Below are 24,344 nucleotides of genomic sequence, written 5' to 3' on the forward strand. Positions count from 1 at the left end.
GTTCATTGTGGTGGGTTACTTCTCGATACCGCTGCCAAGCTCGTCCTGATGGGTATTGGCGGCAGGTACATGGCTATTGCCGTGGCGCCAGCTCTCCAGCCGGTTGTGCACCCCGCGGCGCAGACTCTTGAAGCTGGTCTCGAGATAATCCACCCCCACCAGAATGGCCAGGGTGACGCCGGTGAGCAGCACGGCCTGGTGCAGCATCTCCATGCCGATGAGGGCGCCGAGTGCCGCCAGCATCCAGACGGTCGCAGCCGAGGTGACGCCCAGTACCTGACCATCCCGGGTCATCATGACGCCGGCGCCAAGAAAGCCGATCCCCGTGATGAGTTGACCCAGCACCCGTGCCTGATCGGCCCCCTGGGGGCTGACGGCGGCACCGATGGCGAGAAAGCAGTAAGTGCCGAGAATGATGAGCGAAGAGGTGCGGATCCCGACCGGCTTGCCGCGCAGTTGCCGCTCCAGCCCCACCAGGGTGCCGCATACCAGGCAGGCCAGGATGTTCTCCCAGCCAAGGGGCGCTATGTCCCACCAATCCGCTGTCATCATAATCACCTCTGCTGTCGATGCTTGTTATCCTGCCGCACTCTGCCCCCGGTTTTCCAGCCGTTGCCGGAAGGCCCTGGCCAGGCGCTCGTAGAGGTCCTTTGCCTCTCTGTCCTCAATATCGCCACGTATCCAGGGATTGTCGATGATTTCCAGCAGCACGCAGTCGCGCCCCTGCTGGCGCAGGTCGACCCCGAACAGGCCGTTGCCAAGCTGATGCACGGCGCGGCGGGCCGTTTGCAGCACTCGCTCCGGCACCTCGGTGAGCGGTAGTGCCTCTATCCGGCTCATGTCGAGGGGGTGTTTGCGGCGGCGGATGCGGTTGCCGGGTTCCGGGCGGTAGCGGCGACAGGCGAACAACGGCGAGCCGTCGAGAAAGCCGATACGCCAGTCAAATTCGGCAGGGATCCGGCTTTGCACCAGCAGCAGGGCGGAGCGACCCAGTCCCTCGTCCAACAGGTGGGCGAGCTGCGGTTCATCGCTGGCCATGGCGAGATCCCGCCCCTGGGCACCGTCGGGGACTTTTACCATCAGCGGCAGGCCGAGCCGCTGCACCAGCTCGTCCACCTGGTGGCGACCACGGCGGGTAACCACCATGGTGGGCGGCATGGGCACGCCGCTGCGCACCATCAGCTCGTAGAGATAGAGCTTGTTGCTGCAGGCGAGGATGGCGCGGGAGCTGTCGATCACCGGCATCTTGAGCTGCTCGGCGCGGCGGGCAAATTCGAAGGTGTAGTGGCCGACGGCGGTTTCTGCCCGCAGCCAGAGGGTGTCGAACTCCGGCAGCCGCTCTATGGCGGAGGGGGCAAGTATCTCGGCCTGGATCCCCTGTGCAGCTGCCGCCTTGATGAAGCGGTCGAGGGCCAGGGCATCACTGCTGGCGCGGCCATCATCGGGATCCACCAGGATAGCGAGCTGGTAGAGCGGCGGCGCATGCTCCCCATCCCCGGCGCCGACCAGCGCCTGGGCATGGTGCAGCATCAGTGCCTTCTCGCTCTGGCTCAGATCCAGCGGAGACAGACTTTGTTGCTGGCGCACCGACCAGCCGTGCCGACCGCGTTTGAGGGTCAGCTCCTGCAGCGGCAACTGGCTCAGGCCGTAGTAGTAGCGGGCCAGTCCCGCCAGCTCGCTCTGTTCACTCTGACCGAAGATGGCGCGAACCCGAATGCGATCCTCGCTCTGCTGGGCCAGCCAGCCCTGCACCTTGCGCCACAGCTTGGCTGGCGGCTGCTGGGGTTGCAACACGCTGATGGCTTGCAATCCCGGCAGGCAGTGATGACCCCGGGCCTGCGCCAGCAGGGAGCAGTAGTAGCCCGCGCTCAGGTGCTCCAGATCGCGGCAGAGGTTGATGATGCGGGGTCTGCCGCCCGTGGTCGGCACGCCGTGTTGCAGGTAGGTGCGGGCGGTCAGCAGATAATCGGCATGGCAAGGCCAGTCGCCCAGCTCTTCGACGATGACATAGGTACTCATAGTTCTTCGGCTCCACAGAAAGGACTGCCTTGAATGGCAGTATCCCCAGTGGGCTTCGATGCACCGACAAGCACGACAATGGCGCGAGGGGAAACAAGAGGTTACAGTGCCTAATATTCTGCTTTGGTAACTTGTGATACAAGTCGCATTTCTGGTGCTGAAGATAAATAACCGAACAAGGACTCCCTGTGTTGACCGTGCGCGCGGCCCGAACCGATGATTTGGGCGCCATCGTTAAGCTGGAACGCTACTGCTTTCCCCCCGAAGTCGCCTTTGGCCGCAGCCGCTGGCACTATCTGCTCACCCACGCCAAGGGGCGCACCCTGCTGCTGCTGGATGAGACGTCGCAGCTGATGGGATATCTCAGCCTGCTGGAGCACAGAGGGTGGGATCGGCTGGTGATCCAGACCCTCGCCATCCGCTGGACCATTCGTCGTCAGGGCTGGGCCCGCCGTCTGCTGGAGCAGGTGATCCGGGAGGGGCGCGAAGCTGGCTGGGGGGCTGTGCGCCTCGAGGTGGGCGATGCCAATGAAGAGGCGCTTGCCCTCTATCAGGCGCTGGGATTCAAGGCGCAGCAGAGGTTGCCAGATTACTATGGCCGCGACCAGCATGCTCACCGGCTGGTGTTGTCACTTATTGGTGACGAGGAGCGTCAGCTGCGCGGTCTGGCCCGCAAGCACCGCATAGGCGGTAAAGCAGCCTTGCAACACGGCAAGGCGGGCTGCTCAGGATGAGTTGTGAAGACTGCCTTGCCACCGCCATCAAGGCCAAGCTGGGGCGCTGCCCTGTCTGCGCCATCCAGACGTTTGTCATAGGCCTGATCGGCTGGCTGGTGTGGTGGTGGTTTGGTGCCGACACCTCGGTCAATGCCCTCACCTGCCTGCTGTTCGCGCTGGGAGGCTCAGGCCTGTTCCTGCTCCATCTGGCTGTGTTTATCTGGCGCAAGGTGACCGGGCGTGAATTGAGCGATGAATGAATCTGAGTGGATTCAAACACATAAATAACAATATCGGTGTAGATATGGAGGTTCAGATGATTGCAATGGTAACGGGTGCTTCGTCCGGCTTTGGGGAGGCAATCAGCCGTCAGCTGGTGGATGCGGGTTACAGGGTGATAGGCACAGGCCGACGTGCTGAACGTCTGGCTGCCTTGGGCGATGAGCTGGGTGACAGCTTCCTGCCGCTGGTATTCGACGTGCAGGACAAGACGGCGACTCAAGCCGCCATCGCTGGCCTGCCGGCTGCCTGGCAGGAAGTGGATCTGCTGGTCAACAACGCCGGTCTGGCGCTGGGGCTGGAACCCGCCCACAAGGCGGATCTCGAAGACTGGGAGCAGATGATAGCCACCAATATCAGCGGTTTGACCCTGCTCACCCGACTGCTGCTGCCGGGCATGGTGGCGCGCAATCGCGGCCACGTGGTCAACATAGGCTCCATCGCCGGCACCTACCCCTATCCGGGCGGCAACGTCTACGGCGCCACCAAGGCATTCGTGAAACAGTTCAGCTTGAACCTGCGCGCCGACCTGGCGGGCACCGCCATCCGCGTCACCAACGTGGAGCCGGGTCTGTGTGGCGGCACCGAGTTCTCCAACGTGCGCTTCCACGGTGACGACGCCAAGGCGGCTACCGTCTATCAGGGGGTGCAGGCCATTCGGCCGGAAGACATCGCCAATACAGTGCTCTGGGTCAGCCAGCAGCCCGCCCACGTCAACATCAACAGCATAGAGATAATGCCGGTGGCGCAGACCTTCGGCCCGCTCCATATCAGCCGTGGCTGAGCTTCCCGTTTGACGAAACAAGAAGAGGCACCCAAGGGTGCCTCTTTGCTTTGAAGAGCCGGTCAGAGGCTCATGATCTTCTTGAACTCCTCCTCCGAGTACTTCTTCTCGCTGCGCTTGGTGAGATCCGTCATCAGCTTGTAGCGCAACTCTTTGGCCATCTGGTAGGTCTGCTCCAGCTGGCCGTAGGAGTAGTCGGCGGCCAGCCCGAGCGCGGTGGCCTTGTCATTGGCGTAGGTCTGCTTGAGGGTCTTGTCTAGCACCGCCACTTCCTTGTAGAGCTTGGCGCTCTCCTTGCTCCAGACGCCCCGCAGCAGCGGCAGATATTTGTCCGGATTGGTGTTGGCCAGCGCTGTCAGGCTGCGGAACTGCCAGTAGGCGGAATCATCGGAGTAGCTGTCGCTGCCGATGCGATAGGGCAGAGGGTAGGATTCCAGCGGGCTGTAGAGCGGCACCATCACCGACTCGGCCAGCACGCCGTAGCTCTGCCAGATGAGCCCCTGCAGCTCCTTGGGCATCTCCTTGCGCAGCTGGATCACGTGGGATTCGAGCTGACGATCGATGCGGATCGGTCGCTCCGCCTTGCCAGCGAGCGGCGTGCCCTCATAGGTGGCGCTCAGCACCCTGGCCACGTCCGGCACGGCGATAGGGGCATCCGGCTTCATGAACAGCGGATATTGCGCCTGCCGGGTGGCTTGCTGGTGGGAGGCGGTCAGCATTTTTTGGCCGAGCCACTCCCGATCCACGTTGTAGGGGTCGGCAATGACCCCGAATGCCTTGGCGAAGTTGAAGTCCTTGGGGTCGGCGTTATCCAGCAGCTTGTGCTCGCGCACGAACTCCAGCAGCCTGGGGGAGTGCAGCACATCGGCGCTGTCTAGATTGACGCCGTGGATGCGCAGGCCGTTGGCCACCATGGCGTAGCTGTCGTCCGGCACCCGTACCGCGATCCAGTGGTGGCCGGAGCCTATCTCCATCAGCCAGGCCTCGTTCACATCCGCCAGATAGAGGCTGTTGCCCTCACCGGCGCCATATTGCTCCACATAGCGGCCAAGCAGCGCGACGCCTTCTTTGGCGCTCCTGGCCTGTGGCAGGATCAGGGTGGGTATGATGGCTTCTATGATCCCTTTTTCGATCAGCGGATCCGCCTTCTGGGCCCTGTCGTTGACCTCAGCACTGGTGGTGGCCGAGAGGGCGACGTTGAACTCGTTGATGCCGCGCTCTTCATAATATTTACCTGCCGGGTCGCTGGTGGCGGCGTCCCAGTCACGAATGGCGGAGTAGGCGAGGAAGGCCTTGGGCATGGGCACTTCCAGCCCGTTGCCCAGTTTCCAGCTCTTGCCCTCGTTTTGCTGGGCGGGCCGGAAGGCCAGGTACTTGTTCCAGTTGTTGACGCCAAAATCCTCGTTTCTGGCGATCATCACGCTGCCATCCGCGCTGGCGCCCTTGCCGACGATGAGGCCGGTGCAGGCGTCGGCACTGGTGCCAAGCAGGGTGAGCAGGGTGGCGGAGAGGAGACTCAAGGTGTGTTTTTTCATGGCATTGCCCGAAGCGTAACTGTGAGTGAAAGTCAGGCGGTGGGATGGGATGCGCGCTGCCGCAGGCCGATGGCGGCATGGAAGTATGCCGGTGGATTGGTCTGCCGATCATTGATGTCGCAAACATTTCATCCATAACACTGCTTGCTGGTTCTATCGTGCGCCAAAATTGTAGGCTTATGTAGTTGTTTGTTTTGTGATCTGCGCGCTAATCCTTGGCTTTCTCTGGCAGAGGCGCTCGAGTGTAGAGAGATGTGCCGCAATATCATGACGGGGCGGCGCAGGAGTCATGATTCTGACGCCTGGCTTGCTGCGAGCAATGGGCGTGGCGCCAGCCTGAGTGCGGGATTTGGCCCCATCTGGAAAGTTGGCCTGTAACTTGCTCGTTTAATTGACAATGGTGGGGCCTGGCGCCCCATGTTATCGAATCAGCCAAAGCGTCATGCCGGATCGGCATACAGATTGGAGTCCCCATGGATATCAAACCTTACAGCCAGCAACTTGCCCAGAGTGCGTCCAACTCCCGCGCCCTCGCCACCCTCAGCGGTGCCGACAGTGGTCAGGGTGGCGGTTGGGAGGAGTTGGTCAACCTCTCCTCCCAGCGACTGACCAGCAAGGCGCAGCAGGCGCTCACCTATGAGCATCTGGCCAAGAACAGCAAGCTGCCGCCCGCGCTGGACATGAACTCGGACAAGGGTGGCATGATGCAGCAGCTGGTGGACAAGGCGCTTGGGTTTGATCGCAAGAAGTTCAACGAGATAGAGGAGAAGCTCAAGGCGATCGCCGACAACAGGCAGCTGACCCCCGAAGAGCGCGAGCAGCAGAGCAAGGCCTTGAACGAGCAGAAGGATACCATGCTGCAAGATGCCATGGATCGCCTCACCGGCAAGAAGAGCGAGCCAAAGGAAGAGACCAAGACTACCTGAGTGATTGCCTGCACGACTCGAACGGCAATCTGTGGTCATCGGGGGCAAGGTGTTGCCTCGGGTAATGACGCCGCCTTTCCCATGTGGAAGGGATGATGACATCACAATGAGAAAGGGAGGGGTGATGTCCCTCCCTTTTTGACGGGCTCTTGGGGCTGCTGCCTCCCGGCCCCGTTTCTGCTCCGGCGCTATTTCTTCTCGGGTACTATTTTTTCTCGGGCACTATTTTTTCTCGGGCACAATGCCGATACCCACCACCTGGGTCTGGACGGCCTTGATCTGATCCCCTTTGGCGATCAGGGCAAACTGCGCCGGGTTGTGCACCTTGACCACCAGGGTGTGATCCACCCCTTTGACCGTGACCGTCTGCTGCGCCTTGTCGACGTCGATGACGTCCCCATACAGTGTGACTTTGACCCCCACCCCGGCCCCCGGCTTCTGGCCAGCGGCGGCCTTGTCCGCATCCATCTCGACAACGCGCTGTCTGACGCCTGCCGTGCCCTTGAGCAGTTCCAGATCCAGCATCTGCAGGTATCTCAGTGCCACCGTATCGCCAACCTTGAGGTTTTGCAGGTTGGTGACCTGTTCACCGGCGACTATGTCGAACGCTTCACCGGCGTCATTTTTCAGGCTGACCTTGCGGCTCGCCATGTCGATGGCAGTCACCGTCGCCTGGGCAGTCACGGCTTCAACCAGACTGGCCTTGCCCGGGGCGGTTGCGACTTCGGTGACCACCTCGGCGGCTTGCACCAGGCAGGTCGAGAGGGAGAGCAGACCGGCAATCCATGCATGCTTCAATTTCATGTTTCAGACCTTATGACGGGAAATGAGGATGAAAGGAGGTGGGCATGCAGGCCCGGATGGCACATGGCACCGCCTTCCTGACAGACCATAGCAGAGCCGCGCCTGACCAACCCGCTGGACTCGAACGCAATGCGTGTTTTGATAGCCGGCTCCCGTTTTTTGACCTGCCGGAGCCACGGGCGCACAATCCCCTTGCATGCATTCAACCGAGGGCTTTGCCGTGTACAACTTCCAATATGCCAATCCTACCCGGGTCTATTTTGGTGACGGCCAGATAGCCAGCCTGCCCGACCTGATCCCGGCAGGCAGTCGCCTGCTGGTGCTCTACGGCGGTGGCAGCATCAAGAAAAACGGCGTCTATGACCAGCTGACCCAGGCGTTGGCGGGGAGGGATTGGCAGGAGTTTTCAGGCATAGGGGCCAACCCCCAGTACGATCAGCTGATGGAGGCGGTGGCGCTGGTGAAGCGCGAGCGCATCGACTTCCTGCTGGCGGTCGGCGGCGGATCCGTGGTGGATGGCACCAAGTTCGTGGCCGCGGCGGCCTGCTTCGAGGGCGGGGATCCCTGGGAGATATTGCTGCACAAGGCGCCCGTCAAGGCGGCCTTGCCTCTGGGCTGCGTGCTGACCCTGCCCGCCACCGGCTCGGAGAGCAATCCCGCCGCTGTGGTGAGCCGGGGGGAGGCCAAGCTCTCCTTCATGAATCCGCTGGTGCAACCTGTGTTTGCCGTGCTCGATCCCACCACCACCTACAGCCTGCCCACCCGCCAGATCGGCAATGGGGTGGTGGATGCCTTCGTCCACATCATTGAGCAGTACCTCACCTTCCCTGTGGGGGGCGAGGTGCAGGACCGGCTGGCGGAAGGCTTGCTGCAGGTGCTGGTGGATAACGGCCCCAAAGCCCTGGTGGATCCCACCCATTATCAGGTGCGCGCCAACCTGATGTGGGCCGCCAGCCTGGCGCTCAATGGTCTCATCGGCCGCGGCGTGCCGCAGGACTGGTCCACTCACGCCATCGGCCACCAGCTCACCGCGCTGCACGGGCTGGATCATGCCCAGAGCCTGGCGGTGGTGCTGCCCTCCCTGCTGCGTGAGCAGGCGGCCCAGAAGCAGGAGAAGCTGGCCCAGTTCGCCGAGCGGGTCTGGCATTCGAGCCGGGAGGACAAGGCGCTGCGCACCGAGGAGGCGATCATCCGCACCGAGCAGTTCTTCCAGCAGATGGGGGTGGGCACCCGTCTCGCCGACTACGGCCTGAGTGAGAGCTGTATCCCCGGCATCTGCTCCAACCTCAAGCGTTTCGGCCTGACGGCGCTCGGTGAGCAGCAGGACATAGATCCGGACAAGGTCGCCAGGATCCTGTCACACGCTCTTTAAGTCTGGGGTTCCAGCTTCGGGTGAAGGATAGATCCGGGCAATATAGTCGCCAGGATCCTTTCACATGCCCTTTAAGTCTGGGGTTCCAGCTCCGGGTGAAGGATAGATCCGGGCAATATAGTCGCCAGGATCCTGTCACATGCCCTTTAAGTCTGGGGTGCCAGCTTCGGGCGAAGGAGAGAGCCGGGCAATATAGTCGCCAGGATCCTGTCACACGCTCTTTAAGTCTGGGGTTCCAGCTCCGGGCGAAGGAGAGAGCCGGGCAATATAGTAGCGAGGGTCCTTTCCCACGGGCTCTGATCATTTGGCTGACGAGCTGAAAAGAAAACGCCCCGATTGTCGGGGCGTTTTGCATTCCGGGGTGAGGCGCTGAGGGCAGAGGATCAGGCGCCCAGATCCAGCTCACGCTCCAGTGTCGCGGCCTTCTGGCGGGCCGGATGGGTATTGAGACGTTCCCAGTAGGTTTGCAGGTGCGGGAAGTGTGCCAGCTGGCCGCCCTGGGCCAGCAGATCCACCAGGAAGGAGTTCATGATGTCGGCGCCGGAGAGACGGTCCCCCACCAGATAGTGGCGAGTGCTCAAGACCGCATTTAGATAGCCCAGCACCTTGGCGCACTCCGCTTTGGCGTAGTCCGGCAGGAAGCGCATCGGGCTGCCATCCTTGCGCACGAACATGTCGAGCAGCAGCGGCAGTATGCCGGAGCTTTCGGCAAAGTGGATCCACTGCAGGTATTCGGGGTAGTCGCGGCTATCCTGAGCTGGCGCCAGCCGCTCGGGGGCGTGGCGGGCAATCAGATACTCTGTGATGGCGCCTGATTCGGCCATCACTCGTCCTTCCAGCTCGATGACAGGCGACTTGCCGAGGGGGTGGATGGCTTTCAGCTCGGGCGGCGCCAGAAAGGTGGTGGCGTCGCGCTGGTAGGCCTTGATCTGGTAGGGCAAGCCCAGCTCTTCGAGCAGCCAGATGATGCGTTGGGAGCGGGATTTGTTCAGGTGGTGCAGGATTATCATTGGAACCTCGATTCGGTGGCAGGAGTCGGTATACGCGTCGGCGAGGTGACTGGTTCACCGGCATGGAGAAATCAAGAGAGCGGGCAGTGCCCGCTCTCTCGTTGGCTGACTCAGGCCTCCAGCGCCTGATCCAGATCCACCAATATGTCCTCGATCGCTTCTATCCCCACCGACAAGCGGATCATCTCCGGCTTGACCCCGGCCCTGACCTGTTCCTCCTCGCTCAGCTGGCGATGGGTGGTAGAGGCGGGGTGGCAGGCCAGCGACTTGGCGTCGCCGATATTGACCAGCCGCTTGAAGATCTTGAGGGCATCGTAGAAGCGAACCCCGGCCTCATAGCCCTCCTTCAAACCGAACGAGAGGATGGCCGACGGCCGGCCCCCCATGTACTTCTCCGCCAGCAGATAGTGGGGATGTCCCGGCAGACCGGCGTAGCTGACCCAGGCTACCTTGGGATGATGCTTGAGGTGGTGGGCGACCTGAAGGGCGTTGTCCACGTGGCGCTCCATGCGCAGGCTCAGGGTCTCCAGTCCTTGCAGCAGCAGGAAGGCGTTCATGGGGGCCAGCGCCGCGCCGGTATTGCGCAGCGGCACTGTCCGTACCCGGCCGATAAAGGCGGCGGGGCCAAAGGCTTGTGTATAGACCACCCCGTGGTAGGAGGGCTCGGGTTTGGTCAGTTGGGGGAAGCGTTCGGCGTTATCCGCCCAGGGGAACTTGCCCGAGTCGACGATGACGCCGCCCAGCGAGTTGCCATGACCGCCGACATATTTGGTCAGGCTGTGCACCACTATGTCGGCGCCGTGCTCGATGGGCTTGCAGAGCACCGGGGTGGCGACCGTGTTGTCGACGATGAGCGGCACGCCACGGGCGTGGGCCACCTTGGCGAAGGCGGCCAGATCGACGATGTTGCCCGCCGGGTTGCCTATGCTCTCGCAGTAGACCGCCTTGGTCTTGTCGTCGATGAGGGCGGCGATGGCCTCGGCGCTGTCATCTTTGGCGAAGCGTACCTCGACCCCGAAGCTCGGCAGCATGTGGGCGAACAGTGTATAGGTGCCGCCATAGAGCTGGGGTGTGGATACTATGTTGTCACCGGCGGCGGTCAGCGCCTGGATGGCGTAGGTGATGGCGGCGGAACCCGCCGAGACCACCAGCCCGGCGATGCCCCCTTCCAGCGCGGCCATCCGCTGTTCCAGCACATCGTTGGTGGGATTCATGATGCGGGTATAGATGTTGCCCGGCACCGCCAGATTGAACAGGTCCGCCCCGTGCTGGGCGCTGTCGAACTCGTAGGCCACCGTCTGGTAGATGGGCACGGCGACCGCCTTGGTAGTGGGATCGCTGGAAAAGCCGTGGTGCAGGGCCAGGGTCGCATCTTTCATCACACACTCCTTGTTGGATGTTGCTTGTCGCAGTTATAGCTGGGCAGTTATAGATGGATAGACGTCCAATCTATCAGGCTCAGCGGCGATGTAAACCACCCAATCCGGTAAAGCAATGGCATCCGTTGACGATGGGCCTCGCCCTTGAGCAACTGACGCTGCACTCAGAGGCGGCGACGATACTCCTTGTCATCGATCTGGTGCATGTCCCACTGCATCAGGCGGTTGAGCTGGCTCATGGGATCCTCAATCAGGGTCAGCGGGCGAGGCAGGATCCGCTTGAAGTAACGACGCAGGGTTTGCTGGTTCCGGTTCGGTTTGGGGGCGCTTTGCTGGTTCATGATGATGCTCCTGTGCTGTGGCTCTCATGTTCATCAGCAGTATTGAGCTAAAATGCGGAAGTAAAAACTGATGACTTATAGCAAAAGGATTTCCTCTTTTATGCCGACCAGTCGCCTCTATCAGCAGTTTCAACGACTCGCCCAGCAGCTTGGCTGCGATGAGCGGGAGGCAAGTCTCGCCGAAGTGGCGGACCTGCTCTGCTGCACCCCGCGCAACGCCCGCCTGCTGCTGCGGCGGATGCAGGATCAGGGCTGGCTCAGCTGGTCAGCCGAGGCGGGCAGGGGACGGCGCTCCCGGCTCACCCTGCTCGACAGCCAGGAGAGTCTGACCCGGCGCCGCCTGCGGGATCTGTTGAGTCAGGGCCAGCTTGCCCAGGCGGTGCGGCTGGCGGAAGGTCGGCTGGATCTGCTCACCCCGCTGCTGATCGAGCAGCTCGGCCAGGCCACCCGGGAGGGGCGCCAGATCCTGCGGGTGCCCTACTATCGGCCGCTGCCCCAGCTGCTGCCCACGGATCCGCTGCGTCGCTCCGAAATTCACCTGAGCCGACAGATCTTCAACGGTCTCACCCGACGAAATGAGGAAAATGGGGAAATCGAAGGGGATCTGGCACACCACTGGGAGTGTCTGGGGCCCTGTCACTGGCGCTTCTATCTGAGGCCGGTGGTGCGCTTTCACCACGGCCGTGAGCTGGTGGTAGAAGATGTGATGGAGAGTCTGCTGGCACTGCGGGATCGTCCCCTGTTCGCCCATCTGGCACGGCTGGAGAGCCCCTGGCCACGCACTCTGGATCTGTATCTCGACAGCCCGGATCCTCTGCTGCCCCACCTGCTGGCCGAACCGGTGGCAACCATATTGCCGCGGGAGCTCAAGGGGGAGGCGGGCTTTGCCCTGCAGCCGGTGGGCACGGGCCCCTACAAGGTGACCGCCAACGATCCCCTCCACCTTTGTCTGGAGGCGTTTGACGACTACTTCGGCCTGCGTGCCCTGCTCGACGAGATCGACATCTGGATGCTGCCGGAGCTGGCGGAGCGGTTGGAGACCCACCTGCAGCTGGGACGTGACAGCCCTGAACTCGGCACCATGCGCGGTGAGTCCGAGCTTGAATCCGGCTGCTACTTCCTGCTGCAGGACGACAGATCCGTCTCCTTGCAGGATCCCGCCCTGCGTCACTGGCTGGCCCAGCTGCTCAACCCCATCGCCCTGATGGCACGGGTCGCCCCCGAGTTGCAGCGGGGCTGGACCAGTGCGCTGGGTCTGTTGCCCCACTGGCGCGAGGCCCTGCCTGCATCATTGCCAACGCCGGAGCAACTGCCGACGCGGCTGGTGCTGGCCTGTTTCAATCAGCACCTGGAGTTCAACGAGTGTGCCGGCGCCATGGCCAGCCTGCTGGCAGAACAGGGGATCCGGCTGGAGGTTCGCACCCTGGATTACGGCCGTTGGGTGAGCGGGGTGGATGAGGATGTGGATCTCTGGCTCGGCACCCTCAATCTGGAGCACGAGCATGCCTTCGCCCCCTACGCCTGGCTGCTGGGCACGCCGCTGCTGCACAAGGTGTGGGCCAGTCAGCATGCTTTATGGCAGGGCCTGACCCGGTGGCGTGCCAGCGGTGAGGAGCCGGGCCCGCGCGCTCTGCTGGCCCGGGTGCAGCAACAGGGCTGGTTCGTGCCCCTGTTCCACCACTGGCTGGAGCTGGAGAGCCGGGTCGGCGTGCACGGGGTGCGCATGACGGCGCTCGGTTGGTTTGATTTTCGCAGTGCCTGGCTTCGCCCCGAGTAAGGACGATGTTTATGTGGCGGGTTGAAGCTATCTCGCCTCACCTTGTACCTGCAAGGTGCTCTTCCGGCAGATCGTCATCCTGTTTTAATTGCCGTTTTTACTATGGGTCGGCGGGTTGCAGTTCATTGGACATTCAATTCCAAAGTGCCATGCTGGTTCAGGTTATGGAAAGCAGAGCAAATGAGGAAAAAGATGAGCAACAATTCAGAACGTTCCCAAGGAAAATGCCCGGTCATGCACGGTGGTACCACCTCCGGTGAGCAAGCCAACATGGCGTGGTGGCCGAAGAGCCTCAACCTCGACATTCTCCATCAGCACGACACCAAGACCAATCCGCTGGGGCCCGGTTTCAATTACCGGGAAGAGCTCAAGAAGCTCGACATGGCCGCCCTCAAGCAGGATGTGACCGCCCTGATGACCGACAGCCAGGATTGGTGGCCGGCAGACTGGGGCCACTACGGCGGCCTGATGATCCGCATGGCCTGGCACTCTGCCGGTACCTACCGTATCGCCGATGGCCGTGGTGGTGGCAGTACCGGCAATCAGCGTTTTGCTCCGCTCAACTCCTGGCCTGACAACGCCAACCTGGACAAGGCACGGCGTCTGCTGTGGCCCATCAAGAAAAAGTATGGCAACAAGATCAGCTGGGCCGATCTGATTATTCTGGCCGGCACCGTGGCTTATGAGTCCATGGGGCTCAAGACGTTCGGCTTCGCCTTCGGCCGCGAGGATATCTGGCACCCCGAGAAAGACATCTATTGGGGAGCGGAGAAGGAGTGGCTGGCACCGAGCAGCAAGCCCGGCGGTCGTTACTCTGGCGAGCGGGATCTGGACAACCCGCTGGCGGCAGTGATGATGGGGCTCATCTACGTCAACCCGGAAGGGGTCGACGGCAATCCTGATCCTCTGAAAACCGCCAAGGACATGCGGGTCACCTTTGCCCGCATGGCGATGGATGACGAAGAGACGGTCGCCCTGACGGCCGGGGGGCACACGGTAGGCAAATGTCACGGCAATGGGGATGCCCGGCTGCTCGGGCCTGAGCCGGAAGGTGCCGACGTCGAGGATCAGGGGCTGGGCTGGCTCAACAAGACCCAGCGCGGCATTGGTCGCAATGCGGTGACCAGCGGCATTGAAGGGGCCTGGACCACCCACCCCACCCGTTGGGACAACGGCTACTTCTACCTGCTGTTCAACTACGAGTGGGAACTGAAAAAGAGCCCGGCCGGTGCCTGGCAGTGGGAGCCCGTCAATATACGGGAAGAGGACAAGCCGGTGGATGTGGAAGATCCTGCCATTCGCCGCAACCCCATCATGACAGACGCCGACATGGCGCTGAAGTTCGACCCCGAGTACCGCAAGATCGCCGAGCGTTTCCGCGCTGATCCGGCGGCCTTCTCCGATGCCTTCGTCCGCGCCTGGTTCAAGCTGACCCACAGGGATCTGGGGCCTAAAACCCGCTACGTTGGGCCTTATGTGCCGTCTGAAGATCTGATCTGGCAAGATCCGGTTCCCGCCGGGCGTACCGATTATGACGTGGCTGCGATGAAGGCCAGCATTGCCGCCAGCGGCCTCTCCATCAGCGATATGGTCAGTACCGCCTGGGACAGCGCCCGTACTTTCCGGGGCTCGGATCTGCGTGGCGGTGCCAACGGTGCCCGTATCCGGCTGGCCCCGCAGAAGGAGTGGGAAGGCAATGAACCGGCCAGACTGGCACGGGTGCTCAAGGTGCTCGAGCCCATCGCCGCCGCCAGCCAGATCAGCGTGGCGGATGTGATAGTGCTGGCGGGTAACCTGGGTGTTGAGCTGGCGGCCAGGGCCGCCGGGGTCGAGGTGACAGTTCCCTTCAGTCCGGGTCGTGGTGATGCCAGTCAGGCCCAGACCGATGTGGCGTCGTTCGACGTGCTTGAGCCGCTGGCCGACGGTTACCGCAACTGGTTGAAGAAGGACTATGCGGTCACGGCGGAGGAGCTGATGCTGGATCGCACCCAGCTGATGGGGCTGACGGCCCATGAGATGACGGTTCTGGTGGGCGGCATGCGAGTGCTCGGTACCAACCATGGCGGCACCCGGCACGGTGTCTTTACCGAGAGGGAAGGGGCCTTGACCAACGACTACTTCGTCAACCTCACCGACATGGCCAACACCTGGCACCCGGCGGGAGATCGTCTGTATGAAGTGCGCGATCGCAAGAGCGGCAAGGTGAAATGGACGGCGACCCGGATCGATCTGGTGTTCGGCTCCAACTCGGTACTGCGTGCTTACGCCGAGGTCTATGCCCAGGATGACAACAAGGAGAAGTTCGTCTGCGATTTCATCAGTGCCTGGAACAAGGTGATGAATGCGGACCGCTTTGATCTGATGAGTTAAGGCTGACCCGACGGCCCCGCACACCCGGGTGTGCGGGGTATTTTTTTGTCCTGAGCCAAGGCTTGCCTGGGGTTGCGACAGAGATTGGCCAGTGCCGGGGAGCAGTGCCGCCCCTGTCTTTTTGGACTGGATATCAGGTAACATCTTGATTCATTGATGATGGCTAGCTACCAAGCCCCTGCTGACAAGGAGTCACCCATGCTGGAAATGCAGATCCAACCCCGTTTTCAAGAGACAGATGCCCTCGGCCACATCAACAATACGGTGCCGGCGGTCTGGTTCGAGGCGGCGCGGGATCCCCTGTTTCGCATCTTCTCTCCCGAGCTGGATGTGCATAACTGGCACCTGATCATCGCGGGCTATACGGTACAGTTCAAACGCGAGCTGTTTTATGGTCAGCAGGTATCGATCAACACAGGGGTGCGCCGCATCGGCTCCAGCTCCTTCACGCTCTGGCAGGAAGCCTGGCAGGGCGGTGAGCTGGCCGTCACCGGCGAAACGACCCTGATCCATTTTGACTATCAGACCCGCCAATCCCTGCCCTTGAGTGACAAGCACAGGGAAGCGCTGCGGGCCTGGCTGATAGAGAGTTAACCTTGGCCTGTTGGCCTACCACAGGAAAACCATGCACAGGAACATAATGCGCAACACAGTGACTGCTCTGACACTGGGACTCTGTTCCCTGCCTTCTTTGGCCGCTTCTCTTGCGGAGCAGTTCACCCTGATCGACCGGGGGGCCGAGAGCGCCCTCGACACCCGTCTGTTCAGTCATGACGGTGTGGAGATCAAGGCCTGGATCGATGGCGTCCCCGTCATCATAGCCGTGCCCATCATGAACGAGCAGGGCAAGCTGCAAGGGGAGAGCCGTTACTACTTCAAGGGGGGCAAGCTGTTCGGGGTCAGAGAACCTGCCGCCCAGTTTGCCTTCGATGAGCAAGGCAAGCTGACCCACTGGCTTGACAACAAGGGACAGCCTGCCGAGTTCGTCAGCAAAATAAGCATGCAACAGCGTGAAGCCTGGCTCACCAAGCGATCTGCTGACCTGGCCAGGCTGTTTGCCATCAGCCCTGCGGAGCAGAAAGCCAGCAGTGGCAGCGTCAAGCTGAAAGGTGCCGAACTCACCCACTGGCTCTGCAACGGCAAGCTGATGGATCTGGCCAGGGGCGACAAGGTGACCTTCGAGCAGAAGACGCTCAAGGTGAGTGAATCGGGCATCGAAGGAGAGGTCTCCCTGCGCCAGGACAAGGGCTGGCAGGATCTGAACCTCAAGTGCGATGTGCAAGGCACCCAGGTGACCCGTCTCACCTGGCAGCCACTGCCCGGTGCCAACAAGCCGCAATAAGTACGGTTGCAGCATGAAACAAGGGGGCCGTCAGGGCCCCCTTGTCGTTGTGGTCTATTCCCCTGAACCTGGCAGCCGCTGCCGAGGGCCAACAAGCGACAATGAGTGCGGTTGCAGCATGAAACAAGGTGCCGTCAGGATCCCCTTGTCGTTGTGGTCTATTCCCCTGGACCTGGCAGCCACTGCCGAGGGCCAACAAGCGACAATGAGTGCGGTTGCAGCATGAAGCAAGGGGGCCATCGCGGTCCCCTTGTTTTTTATGGCTGTTCTTCGAGCCGCAGCCGGGTCAGTGCCTCGACCCGTCGCCACTGCTCGGCGGGAAACCAGCGCGCCAGTATCTCCTGTTGCTGCTCGGCCCGATCACGGGCGGACAAAGGGGTGAGCTCGGCCAGATAGCCTGCCAGCTGCTGCTCGAACCCTTGCTGACTCTGTTCCAGCTGATGCAGTCGATCCACGGCCTCTGGTCCCAGCTGCTCCAGCAGCACGGCTTCCCGCTCGGCGGGGGGTAATTGCGCCAGCGTCTGCAACTCGCCGAGCAGGCGGCTGTTGACCTCTGCTTCTCTGAACCATTGGGGCTGCTCCGTCAGCCAGAGTTCGAGTTCACCGGCCAGCATCTTCTTGTCGGCATCGCTCGCCTGGGCCAGCGCCTTGCGGCGCAGGGTCCACTGCTCCATCAGTCTGTCTTCGGCAAACAGCTGATCCTGCTCGGCCGGGGTGAAGCTCTGCTGGCGCAGTTGTTCACGCTGGTCAAACAGCTGCTGCAGGCTGGCGAGGTCCGGATCCGTCGGCACCGTCAGGCGGCCCTCCGCCGCCAGAAAAACCTGGTGGCGGGCCAGCAGTGGGTTCTCTGCGTCAGCCTCGCCCTGTTCCAGGCGTTGGGCCAGCTGATGACGCAGGGCTCCCTGTTCGGGGGCGGCATTCAGACTCGGCGGCGGGTCGGGCCATAACAGGGCGGCCCCCAGCAAGAAGGCTCCGCACAGAGGCAGGGCGAGAAGGAGGGATCGCTTCATAGCCCCAGACCCTGCAAGCGGTTGGCGTGCTGGCGGTAGAGGGTGACAGGATCGGTATCAAACAGGTGATGGATGCCAAACGACTGATTGACCTCGTCCAGATGGTTCATCCGGTAGCCGGTGCCGATCACCTTGCCGAGGTGGCTGCTGCATACCCCGACCAGGCCGTCATTGGGCTCGCTGAAAAAGGTGCTGGTGAGGGCCAGCGCAGGATCCACCGGATCCAGGACATTGGTCATGCTGCCGCGCCCGCTCCAGGAGAAGTAATAAACGCCGTTGGCGGCGCGCAGCGGCCCTTCGCCACAATACTGGCTGGGCAGCCCCTCGGGGTAGCGCTGGTTGAAGCGCTGGGCTCCCACGCTGGTGAGCGCATCGAGGGAGGCGAGAGGATCCTGTGGCAGCTGGCTGCCGCCGGAGAGCAGCGAGATGACACCAGAGAGTGCCGAGGCGGCCGCGACTGCCAGTTTCTCGGCTATCGAGCCAGGGGCTACGTTGGCACGCACCAGGTCCGCTATCTCGGAGCCATAGTTGACGCCCCCCACGCTGGTGGCGGAGGCGACCAGTTCCGGGGCGACAGAAGCGACATAACGTATGGTGGGGCTGCCGTGGGAGTGACCTATGAGGTTGACCTTGTCAGCACCCGTGATGGCGAGCACCTGCTGCACCTGCTTGAGCAACTGTTCACCGCGCAGTTCCGAGCTGTGGGTAGCCGAGACCTGCGCGACAAAGACGCGGGCACCGTCCCGGGTCAGGGCCTGGGGGATACCGTAGAAGTAATCGACCCCGAGCAGCTTGTCGAAGCCGAACAATCCATGCACCAGCACCATGGGGTAACGGGTCTGGGTATAACCTGCCGCCTGACCCAGCATGGGCAGGGTGCACAGCAGCACCAATAGCCATCTTTTCATCGTCATCATCCTTGTGAAATAGGCTGTCCATCCGACAGCCACCGGCTTCATGCCAGTACCCGCCAGCATGGCCAACCCGGCCAGTTGCATCTGTGCAAGTGATCACTAAACAGACAGATTCAAAAAAGCCCTACCCATATGGGCAGGAGAGGAGAAGGCGTCAGGCTGGCGAAGATCAAGTATCCCTTGTATTCGGTCACCACATAAGTTAAATAATAATTATTATCATTTGAGTGGCTGGGATCATGACAGGAACCTGGGTGAAGGGATGGGTCGGGACAACCGACTCGGACAGCAGCATGGTGCATTGGAAGCAGCAGACTCTGAGTGGCAATCGCTACTTCGATGCCGGCGAGTACGCCAAGGCACTCTCCTACTATCAGCAGGCGCTGTGGCTGGCTCGCCAGCAGTTCTCTTTCTGGCACGATGCAGACGAGGCAGTGGCTGCCCTGGTGGTGGCTCACCACAATCTGGCGGATCTGTTGATCGCCATGACGCTGCCGGACCGCGCAGCCGATCTGCTGTGCCATATCCACGATTGCCTGCTTGCTACCAGCCAGTCCCCCGCCTGTCCGAGCCCACTGCGGGCCGCGGCTCTGCGCCATACCCGCAGCACCCATACCGAGCTGATCGCCTTCGTGCGCAAGCACGGTACTCAGGATGCCATTCAGCGTTGCCTCGGTCAGTGCCTGTGCCACGCCGAGCCCGCCCATCAACTGCATTAATCACAATAAAAAGAGGTGATCATGAGCCATACCCTGCCAGTCCTTTCTTACGCCTACGATGCGCTGGAACCCCACATAGACGCGCTGACCATGGAGATCCACCACAGTCGTCACCACCAGACCTACATCACCAACCTCAACGTCGCGCTGGAAGCTTTTCCTGAGCTGGCCGCCTTGCCGGTGGATGAGCTGCTCGCCCGCTTCGACAGCCTGCCGGTCAAGGTGCAGGGGGCGGTGCGCAATCATGGGGGGGGCCATGCCAACCACAGCCTGTTCTGGCAGGTGATGAGCCCGCAAGGCGGCGGTGAGCCGACTGGCGAGCTGGCGGAGGCGATCCGGCGGGATCTGGGAGGGCTGGATGCTTTCAAGCAGGCCTTTACCCAGGCGGCGTTGAGCCGCTTTGGCAGCGGTTGGGCCTGGCTGGTGGTCGACAAGGAGGGTAAATTGCAGGTGGAGAGCAGTGCCAATCAGGACAGTCCCCTGATGCAGGGCCATGCGCCCATATTGGGGCTGGACGTGTGGGAGCACGCCTATTACCTCAAGTACCAGAACAAGCGTCCCGACTATATAGCCGCGTTTTACAACGTGATCGACTGGGACGAGGTGGAGCGTCGTTACCGGCAGGCGCTGGCCTGATCTGCTAGCGTCTTGTTCCATTCACAAAAAGAGACCCGCTATCCGGCGGGTCTCTTTTTGTCTGGTCAGGGCGTTGGATTGGCGCCTGCTGAACTGGTTGCCGCCGATGCACTGGTTGCAGGCGACGAACTGGCCGATGTGGTTGCAGCCGACGAACTGGTCGCTGTGGCAGCACTGGTTGCAGGCGATATACCTGTCGTCGCTGCTGCGCTCGTGGTCGATGCGGCACTGGTCGCCGCGGCCGAGCTGGCGGCATTGACGGCGGGAGCGGTCTTGTCGCGCGGCTGCTTGTCCTGCGTCACAGGGGGAATAGGCAGGCAGGGCTGGCTCATACCCAGGGTACTCAATGTTAGACAGGGAACCGGGCCGCCGATGACGATGGGCTCACCGAGGAATTTGGGGCCCTTGTCCAGTACATAGAGGTCGAGCAGCCCCATCAGCCGGGCAAACACCTCGCGCACCCGGGTCTTGATACCCTGATAGGCGCTGGGATCCTTGGCGTTGAAGCCGACGGCCTCGATGCCGAAGTGGCGGGCGATAAAGATGGCTCGCTCGTTGTGAAAGGCCTGCGACACCACTGTGAAGTGGGCCTGACCAAACACCTCCTTGGCGCGCACTATGGAGTCCAGGGTACGAAAGCCGGCGTAGTCGCTGTAGATCACCTTGGCCGGAATGCCGGCCTGGATCAGGGCGCGTCGCATCTGGCGTGGCTCGTTGTACTGGACGGTCGCGTTGTCACCGGAGACCAGTATGTAGTCCACCTTGCCATTGTTGTAGAGCTCGGCGGCGGCCTTGATCCTGTATTTGAAGTAGTGATTCGAACTGCCGCCAATCAGGTACTTGGAGGTGCCGAGCACCAGTGCGACCCTGTTGTAGGGCACCGCATCGACATCGTCATAGGTGTAGTGGCGGGTGTCCGAGACGGTCCACTCGCTGTAACCCAGCAGCATGGCGGCAGCTACCAGCAACAGGCAAAAGCAGGCGAGGAGGATCTTGGCAAACTTCTTCATGCGCGGTGCAGTTCGGGTCTGAAGTAGGAGGAGACAGAGGGTCATTCTATTACAAGTTGCCGCTGCGCGTCAGGCTTGATAACTGCCTATGGTGTCACTCGGGCAGAGGCTGTCGCATCTGGCTGTCTTCTAACCGCTTGATCCCTCACCCATATAAAGTACTCATATAAAAACAGAGGGCAGCCGTGGCTGCCCTCTGTCGCTAACGCCTCACCCTCAGTGGGAGGAGTCGTTGGCCTTGCACTCGTCAGACTCCTTGTTGGCCTCCCACCAGGGCAGCAGATCGCGGCTCAGCCAACTCTGGTAGGCCTCGCTGTCGCTCGCGATCAACTGATCCAGCTCGGCTTCGAAGGCGCTCATCGCCTGCTGCTGATCCGGGTTGCGCAGGGCCTGGGCCATGGCAAGCCAGCTGGCACCGCGGCCGGTCTCGTTCAGGAAGCGATGCACCGTATAGGACCAGGAGTAGACCATCTCGCCCCCCTTGTCGTAATCCAGGTGCAGTATGTCGGCCAGGCTCGGTCGTTCGGCCGCCGGGCGACCAGCCACATTATCCATGCCACGGGCGAAGCACTGACCGTGGGCGATGAACTCCGCCAGCCCTTCCGACCACCAGGTGGTGCGATTGAGCGGGTAGTGACCGAAGCTGCCGTACTGGTTGAAGCGGCCATCCAGATAGTGCACATACTCGTGGCGCAGGTTCCACACCTGGAAGGCGGGGCGCTTCCACTCAGCCTCATAGGCGAAGAAGCGGGCCTGGTTGCCGGGGCGAGCCGGATCTCCTTCGATGTAGATGCCGCCGTTGTCGGTAGAGACACCGCCAAACAGGGCGCCGCCGTAGCGTTTCCAGTCGGCGGAGGAGTTGAAGATCACCAGCTCCAGTGCCTCGTTGTTGTCATCCGCCACCGGCTGCCAGCCTGTTTCCATCTGCTGATGGAACTGCTGCTCCTCGGCGCCCAGCTCGCGGCAGATGCCGTCGGCCTGATCCTGGCTCAGTTCCTGGGCCCGCAGGCGCAGGGTCGGCGAGCAGGTGTGCTCGAACGGCAGCACATCCTCCAGCCGTATCGGGGTGCAGAGACCGGCAAACTCGCCGCTGATGCAGGCTTCGCTGGTGCGGTCCGTGTAGGTCAGATAGTAGGTGGAGAGGGTCAGTGACATGTCTTCCAGCAGATCCTGGCTCTGCTGGCCACCCGGGATCAGGCTGTGATGACGGATGAGGTCGATGACTGAACCATCCAGCAGCTTGCGATAGTTTTCGCTCTCGTCGGGACGGGTATAACGGGTGACCCGGTAGAGGCGGGTATAGGCATCCAACACATTGTTGAGCAGGAACAGATCCTTGCCATCCCGTCCTTGCCACAGCGACAGCTCGCTCATGCCGAGGGCGTGCAGCTGTTTGCGCAGCTCACCATCCTGCTGGCGGAAATCGGCGGCGAAGGCATCGCTGTAGTCACTGGCGAAGTCGAGGAAGTTGAGCAGATCGAACAGACCCGTTGCCCAGGCATGCTGACCATTGATCTCGCTGGCGTGGCGGGTGCTGTAAGCCAGCATCTGGTTGAACTGGCCGAGCAGGGTACCGAACCGGCTCTGCACCGCCGGGCTCTTGAACTGGCCATGCAGGGCGATACTCCAGGCACCCATGACGGCTCCCACCTCATCGCTGGCCTGCTCCGAATAGAGCAGCGGATGGGCACCGAGCGCAGTCAGGGCTTCAGCCAGCGCCTCGGCGGCGGCCGGGCCATCTTCCTTGTGCTTGCCGTAGTTGTGATAGTTGTGGGCGCGCACATATTCGAGCAGCAGCTTCATGGCCGGATGGGCGGGCTGATTGGCCGCCAGCAGACTCTGCATGCCCCGTGACACGGCCAGCAGCTTGGTGTCATCGTGGCCATAGTTTTCCTGCCAGACGGGAGCGGGCTGGCCGCTGGCGTCCTGCACTATCCTGGCGGCATCGGCATCCAGCAGATCCGTGCCCGGTTGCTCCGGCTCGGAGCAGGCGCGGCCATCGGCGCGACGGCAGTCGAGCTGCTCCTCCTTGCTGGCCAGCACTATGGGGCGATTGAGCACCCGGCTCTCTTGCCACTCGTCGGTTTCCGGCAGTGTCTGCCATTCGCTGCCACCGACCGGGTATTGATAGCCGGTGTCTTTCAGTACTACCTGCACCTCGCTGCCGGCGGGCAGGGTCTGGCGGCAAACCCGATAGCTGATGGTCTTGTCCCCTTCCTGGCGGGTCTGGGGTTCATCGCACTCCTGCTGGGCCCTGGTTTCGTCCAGCTGCCAGCTGTACTTGCGCCATACGTGGATCTCGCTCACCTGGCTGGCGGCCTGACTGCCTGGCACGGGTTGCAGGCGGAAGAAGATCTGCTCGAGGCGGCCATCCCGCTCGTTGGGGGTCTCTTCCAGCACGCTGAGTTGCTGCCAGTTTTGCGGCTGATATTGCCAAACCTGCTCGGCGCAGCGGCCCTGGGCGTTGAGCTCGCAACGATCCAGCTCCTGCTCGCTGTGACCCAGTATGATGCGCTCGGCCAGCGGCATACGATCCTGGCGCGGTGCGGTCGGGGTGCCGGTCAATGGCTCCCAGCGGCCCTGCTCCAGGCCGTAACCATAGTCATAGCTGCTGGCCGGGATGGCTTTGCCTGCCGGCACCACCTGCTCGCAGCTGAGGTAACGGATCTGCCAGCCCTGCTCAATCCTGAGCTGCGGCTCGCCGCAGACTTGCTCCGCCAGAGCACTGAGGTCGCTATCGTTCCAGTCGAAGCGGCGATAGACGCGCAGTTGCTGATAGGGGGCATCGTCATTGCGGGCGCTGAGCTCGTAGGTGACTTCGGTGACGCGATCGCTCAGCTGGCGGCTCGATTCACCGTTCAGCCGGTATGCTTGCCAGTCGGTGGGGGAGTAATTGGCCAGCGCCGAGGTGGCGAGCAGGCCCGGTGCTGCCAGAAGCAGCAACCTTGTACCCAGATTGTTCATTTTTATCCCTTTGGATGAGAGTCTGCGTGGTTATCGCGGGCAATGTACTCAGTTCCAAAAGGGTATCAACTCACCAATCAGGCCATATAAATCATTTATTTAGCATCTACCAAAACACATTGAGTCTCATTGGGGGCTGCAGTGATAGCAAGGACTCATCTGCCATCTGGGGGGGATCTAAGCCTCCACGCTGTGAATGTGATCCAGCTCTCGTTTGAGGTTTGCTGTGCCGTGGGCAGGTGGGCCTCATGTCCGAATGGTATGGAGGCTCTGTACTGGCGGTCGCCAGGCGTTTATGTGGCCATGACGCTGTGACCCAAGAAAGGGTGAAAGGGAGTGGAAACAGATCGAGAGGATTCGGAGCAGAGGGGCAACCGAGACTGACAAGAGGGACGCGACACAAAGGCAACAGAGGTTGCTTTGCCAGTGGCCAAGGC

General features: G+C 61.8%; 22 protein-coding genes. 11 read left to right on the forward strand and 11 right to left on the reverse strand.

What is annotated here, in order from left to right:
* Window positions 1–15: 15 nt before the first annotated feature.
* Complete coding sequence (locus GWQ27_RS18545) at window positions 16–552, reverse strand: MgtC/SapB family protein (RefSeq protein WP_219593337.1); 537 nt, start codon at window positions 550–552, stop codon at window positions 16–18.
* Between the two features lie 24 nt (window positions 553–576).
* Window positions 577–2,019, reverse strand: a complete 1,443-nt coding sequence (locus GWQ27_RS18550) for a RimK family protein (RefSeq protein ID WP_275908004.1) — start codon at window positions 2,017–2,019, stop codon at window positions 577–579.
* A gap of 188 nt (window positions 2,020–2,207) precedes the next feature.
* Here GWQ27_RS18550 and GWQ27_RS18555 point away from each other — a divergent pair, with 188 nt between their 5' ends.
* Genes GWQ27_RS18555 through GWQ27_RS18565 form a run of 3 tightly spaced genes read left to right on the forward strand, consistent with a single transcriptional unit; the run spans window position 2,208 to window position 3,798 of the window.
* Window positions 2,208–2,753 carry an N-acetyltransferase gene (locus GWQ27_RS18555; protein WP_011899119.1) on the forward strand — a complete coding sequence of 182 codons (546 nt, stop codon included), beginning with the start codon at window positions 2,208–2,210 and terminating at the stop codon, window positions 2,751–2,753.
* Window positions 2,750–2,995 carry a DUF3624 domain-containing protein gene (locus GWQ27_RS18560; RefSeq protein WP_169047292.1) on the forward strand — a complete coding sequence of 82 codons (246 nt, stop codon included), beginning with the start codon at window positions 2,750–2,752 and terminating at the stop codon, window positions 2,993–2,995. Before GWQ27_RS18555 ends, GWQ27_RS18560 begins: the two co-directional genes overlap by 4 nt.
* 56 nt (window positions 2,996–3,051) lie before the next feature.
* Window positions 3,052–3,798, forward strand: coding sequence for an SDR family oxidoreductase (locus tag GWQ27_RS18565; RefSeq protein WP_271773750.1), 747 nt, complete (start codon window positions 3,052–3,054; stop codon window positions 3,796–3,798).
* Between the two features lie 62 nt (window positions 3,799–3,860).
* Here the strand turns inward: GWQ27_RS18565 and GWQ27_RS18570 are convergent, their stop codons facing one another.
* Window positions 3,861–5,333, reverse strand: coding sequence for a C69 family dipeptidase (locus GWQ27_RS18570; RefSeq protein WP_275908005.1), 1,473 nt, complete (start codon window positions 5,331–5,333; stop codon window positions 3,861–3,863).
* A gap of 473 nt (window positions 5,334–5,806) precedes the next feature.
* Between GWQ27_RS18570 and GWQ27_RS18575 the strand changes: the two genes are divergently transcribed.
* On the forward strand, window positions 5,807–6,259 hold the full coding sequence (locus GWQ27_RS18575) for a hypothetical protein (protein WP_275908006.1): 453 nt from the start codon (window positions 5,807–5,809) through the stop codon (window positions 6,257–6,259).
* Window positions 6,260–6,481: 222 nt separating this feature from the next.
* Here GWQ27_RS18575 and GWQ27_RS18580 read toward each other — a convergent pair whose 3' ends face one another.
* Window positions 6,482–7,063 (reverse strand): hypothetical protein, encoded by a 582-nt coding sequence (locus GWQ27_RS18580; protein ID WP_275908007.1) that lies wholly within the window; start codon window positions 7,061–7,063, stop codon window positions 6,482–6,484.
* A gap of 196 nt (window positions 7,064–7,259) precedes the next feature.
* Here GWQ27_RS18580 and GWQ27_RS18585 point away from each other — a divergent pair, with 196 nt between their 5' ends.
* Complete coding sequence (locus GWQ27_RS18585; RefSeq protein ID WP_275908008.1) at window positions 7,260–8,435, forward strand: iron-containing alcohol dehydrogenase; 1,176 nt, start codon at window positions 7,260–7,262, stop codon at window positions 8,433–8,435.
* Window positions 8,436–8,818: 383 nt separating this feature from the next.
* Here the strand turns inward: GWQ27_RS18585 and GWQ27_RS18590 are convergent, their stop codons facing one another.
* The 3 genes from GWQ27_RS18590 to GWQ27_RS18600 form a co-directional block, all read right to left on the reverse strand.
* Complete coding sequence (locus GWQ27_RS18590) at window positions 8,819–9,445, reverse strand: glutathione S-transferase family protein (RefSeq protein ID WP_275908009.1); 627 nt, start codon at window positions 9,443–9,445, stop codon at window positions 8,819–8,821.
* Window positions 9,446–9,555: 110 nt separating this feature from the next.
* A complete protein-coding gene (locus tag GWQ27_RS18595) occupies window positions 9,556–10,824 on the reverse strand; it encodes an aminotransferase class I/II-fold pyridoxal phosphate-dependent enzyme (RefSeq protein WP_275908010.1) in 1,269 nt (422 codons plus the stop codon).
* 164 nt (window positions 10,825–10,988) lie between these two features.
* Window positions 10,989–11,165, reverse strand: a complete 177-nt coding sequence (locus tag GWQ27_RS18600; protein ID WP_275908011.1) for a hypothetical protein — start codon at window positions 11,163–11,165, stop codon at window positions 10,989–10,991.
* A 100-nt stretch (window positions 11,166–11,265) separates the two neighbouring features.
* On the opposite strand from GWQ27_RS18600, the gene sgrR reads away from it, so the two are divergent.
* The 4 genes from sgrR (at window position 11,266) to GWQ27_RS18620 (ending at window position 16,654) form a co-directional block, all read left to right on the forward strand.
* Window positions 11,266–12,942 carry an HTH-type transcriptional regulator SgrR gene (gene sgrR, locus GWQ27_RS18605; RefSeq protein WP_275908012.1) on the forward strand — a complete coding sequence of 559 codons (1,677 nt, stop codon included), beginning with the start codon at window positions 11,266–11,268 and terminating at the stop codon, window positions 12,940–12,942.
* Between the two features lie 192 nt (window positions 12,943–13,134).
* Window positions 13,135–15,312 (forward strand): catalase/peroxidase HPI, encoded by a 2,178-nt coding sequence (gene katG / locus GWQ27_RS18610; protein WP_275908013.1) that lies wholly within the window; start codon window positions 13,135–13,137, stop codon window positions 15,310–15,312.
* Between the two features lie 198 nt (window positions 15,313–15,510).
* A complete protein-coding gene (locus GWQ27_RS18615; protein ID WP_005316053.1) occupies window positions 15,511–15,906 on the forward strand; it encodes a thioesterase family protein in 396 nt (131 codons plus the stop codon).
* Window positions 15,907–15,952: 46 nt separating this feature from the next.
* Window positions 15,953–16,654, forward strand: a complete 702-nt coding sequence (locus GWQ27_RS18620; RefSeq protein WP_155602206.1) for a hypothetical protein — start codon at window positions 15,953–15,955, stop codon at window positions 16,652–16,654.
* 257 nt (window positions 16,655–16,911) lie between these two features.
* Here GWQ27_RS18620 and GWQ27_RS18625 read toward each other — a convergent pair whose 3' ends face one another.
* Together GWQ27_RS18625 and GWQ27_RS18630 are read right to left on the reverse strand one after the other, a co-directional pair.
* Window positions 16,912–17,664 (reverse strand): lipase secretion chaperone, encoded by a 753-nt coding sequence (locus tag GWQ27_RS18625; RefSeq protein ID WP_275908014.1) that lies wholly within the window; start codon window positions 17,662–17,664, stop codon window positions 16,912–16,914.
* On the reverse strand, window positions 17,661–18,572 hold the full coding sequence (locus tag GWQ27_RS18630; RefSeq protein ID WP_275908015.1) for a triacylglycerol lipase: 912 nt from the start codon (window positions 18,570–18,572) through the stop codon (window positions 17,661–17,663). The genes GWQ27_RS18625 and GWQ27_RS18630 overlap by 4 nt, the downstream gene beginning before the upstream one ends.
* A gap of 299 nt (window positions 18,573–18,871) precedes the next feature.
* Here GWQ27_RS18630 and GWQ27_RS18635 point away from each other — a divergent pair, with 299 nt between their 5' ends.
* Together GWQ27_RS18635 and GWQ27_RS18640 are read left to right on the forward strand one after the other, a co-directional pair.
* On the forward strand, window positions 18,872–19,297 hold the full coding sequence (locus tag GWQ27_RS18635) for a hypothetical protein (RefSeq protein WP_034523673.1): 426 nt from the start codon (window positions 18,872–18,874) through the stop codon (window positions 19,295–19,297).
* 21 nt (window positions 19,298–19,318) lie between these two features.
* Window positions 19,319–19,933, forward strand: a complete 615-nt coding sequence (locus tag GWQ27_RS18640) for a superoxide dismutase (protein WP_087757083.1) — start codon at window positions 19,319–19,321, stop codon at window positions 19,931–19,933.
* 65 nt (window positions 19,934–19,998) lie between these two features.
* On the opposite strand, the gene GWQ27_RS18645 is transcribed toward GWQ27_RS18640, so the two are convergent.
* Together GWQ27_RS18645 and GWQ27_RS18650 are read right to left on the reverse strand one after the other, a co-directional pair.
* A complete protein-coding gene (locus GWQ27_RS18645; RefSeq protein ID WP_275908016.1) occupies window positions 19,999–20,943 on the reverse strand; it encodes an ElyC/SanA/YdcF family protein in 945 nt (314 codons plus the stop codon).
* Between the two features lie 216 nt (window positions 20,944–21,159).
* Window positions 21,160–23,907 (reverse strand): collagenase, encoded by a 2,748-nt coding sequence (locus tag GWQ27_RS18650; protein ID WP_275908017.1) that lies wholly within the window; start codon window positions 23,905–23,907, stop codon window positions 21,160–21,162.
* Window positions 23,908–24,344: the final 437 nt, after the last annotated feature.

This window comes from Aeromonas sp. 5HA1 (genome assembly GCF_029237245.1).
GTDB lineage: Bacteria > Pseudomonadota > Gammaproteobacteria > Enterobacterales > Aeromonadaceae > Aeromonas > Aeromonas salmonicida.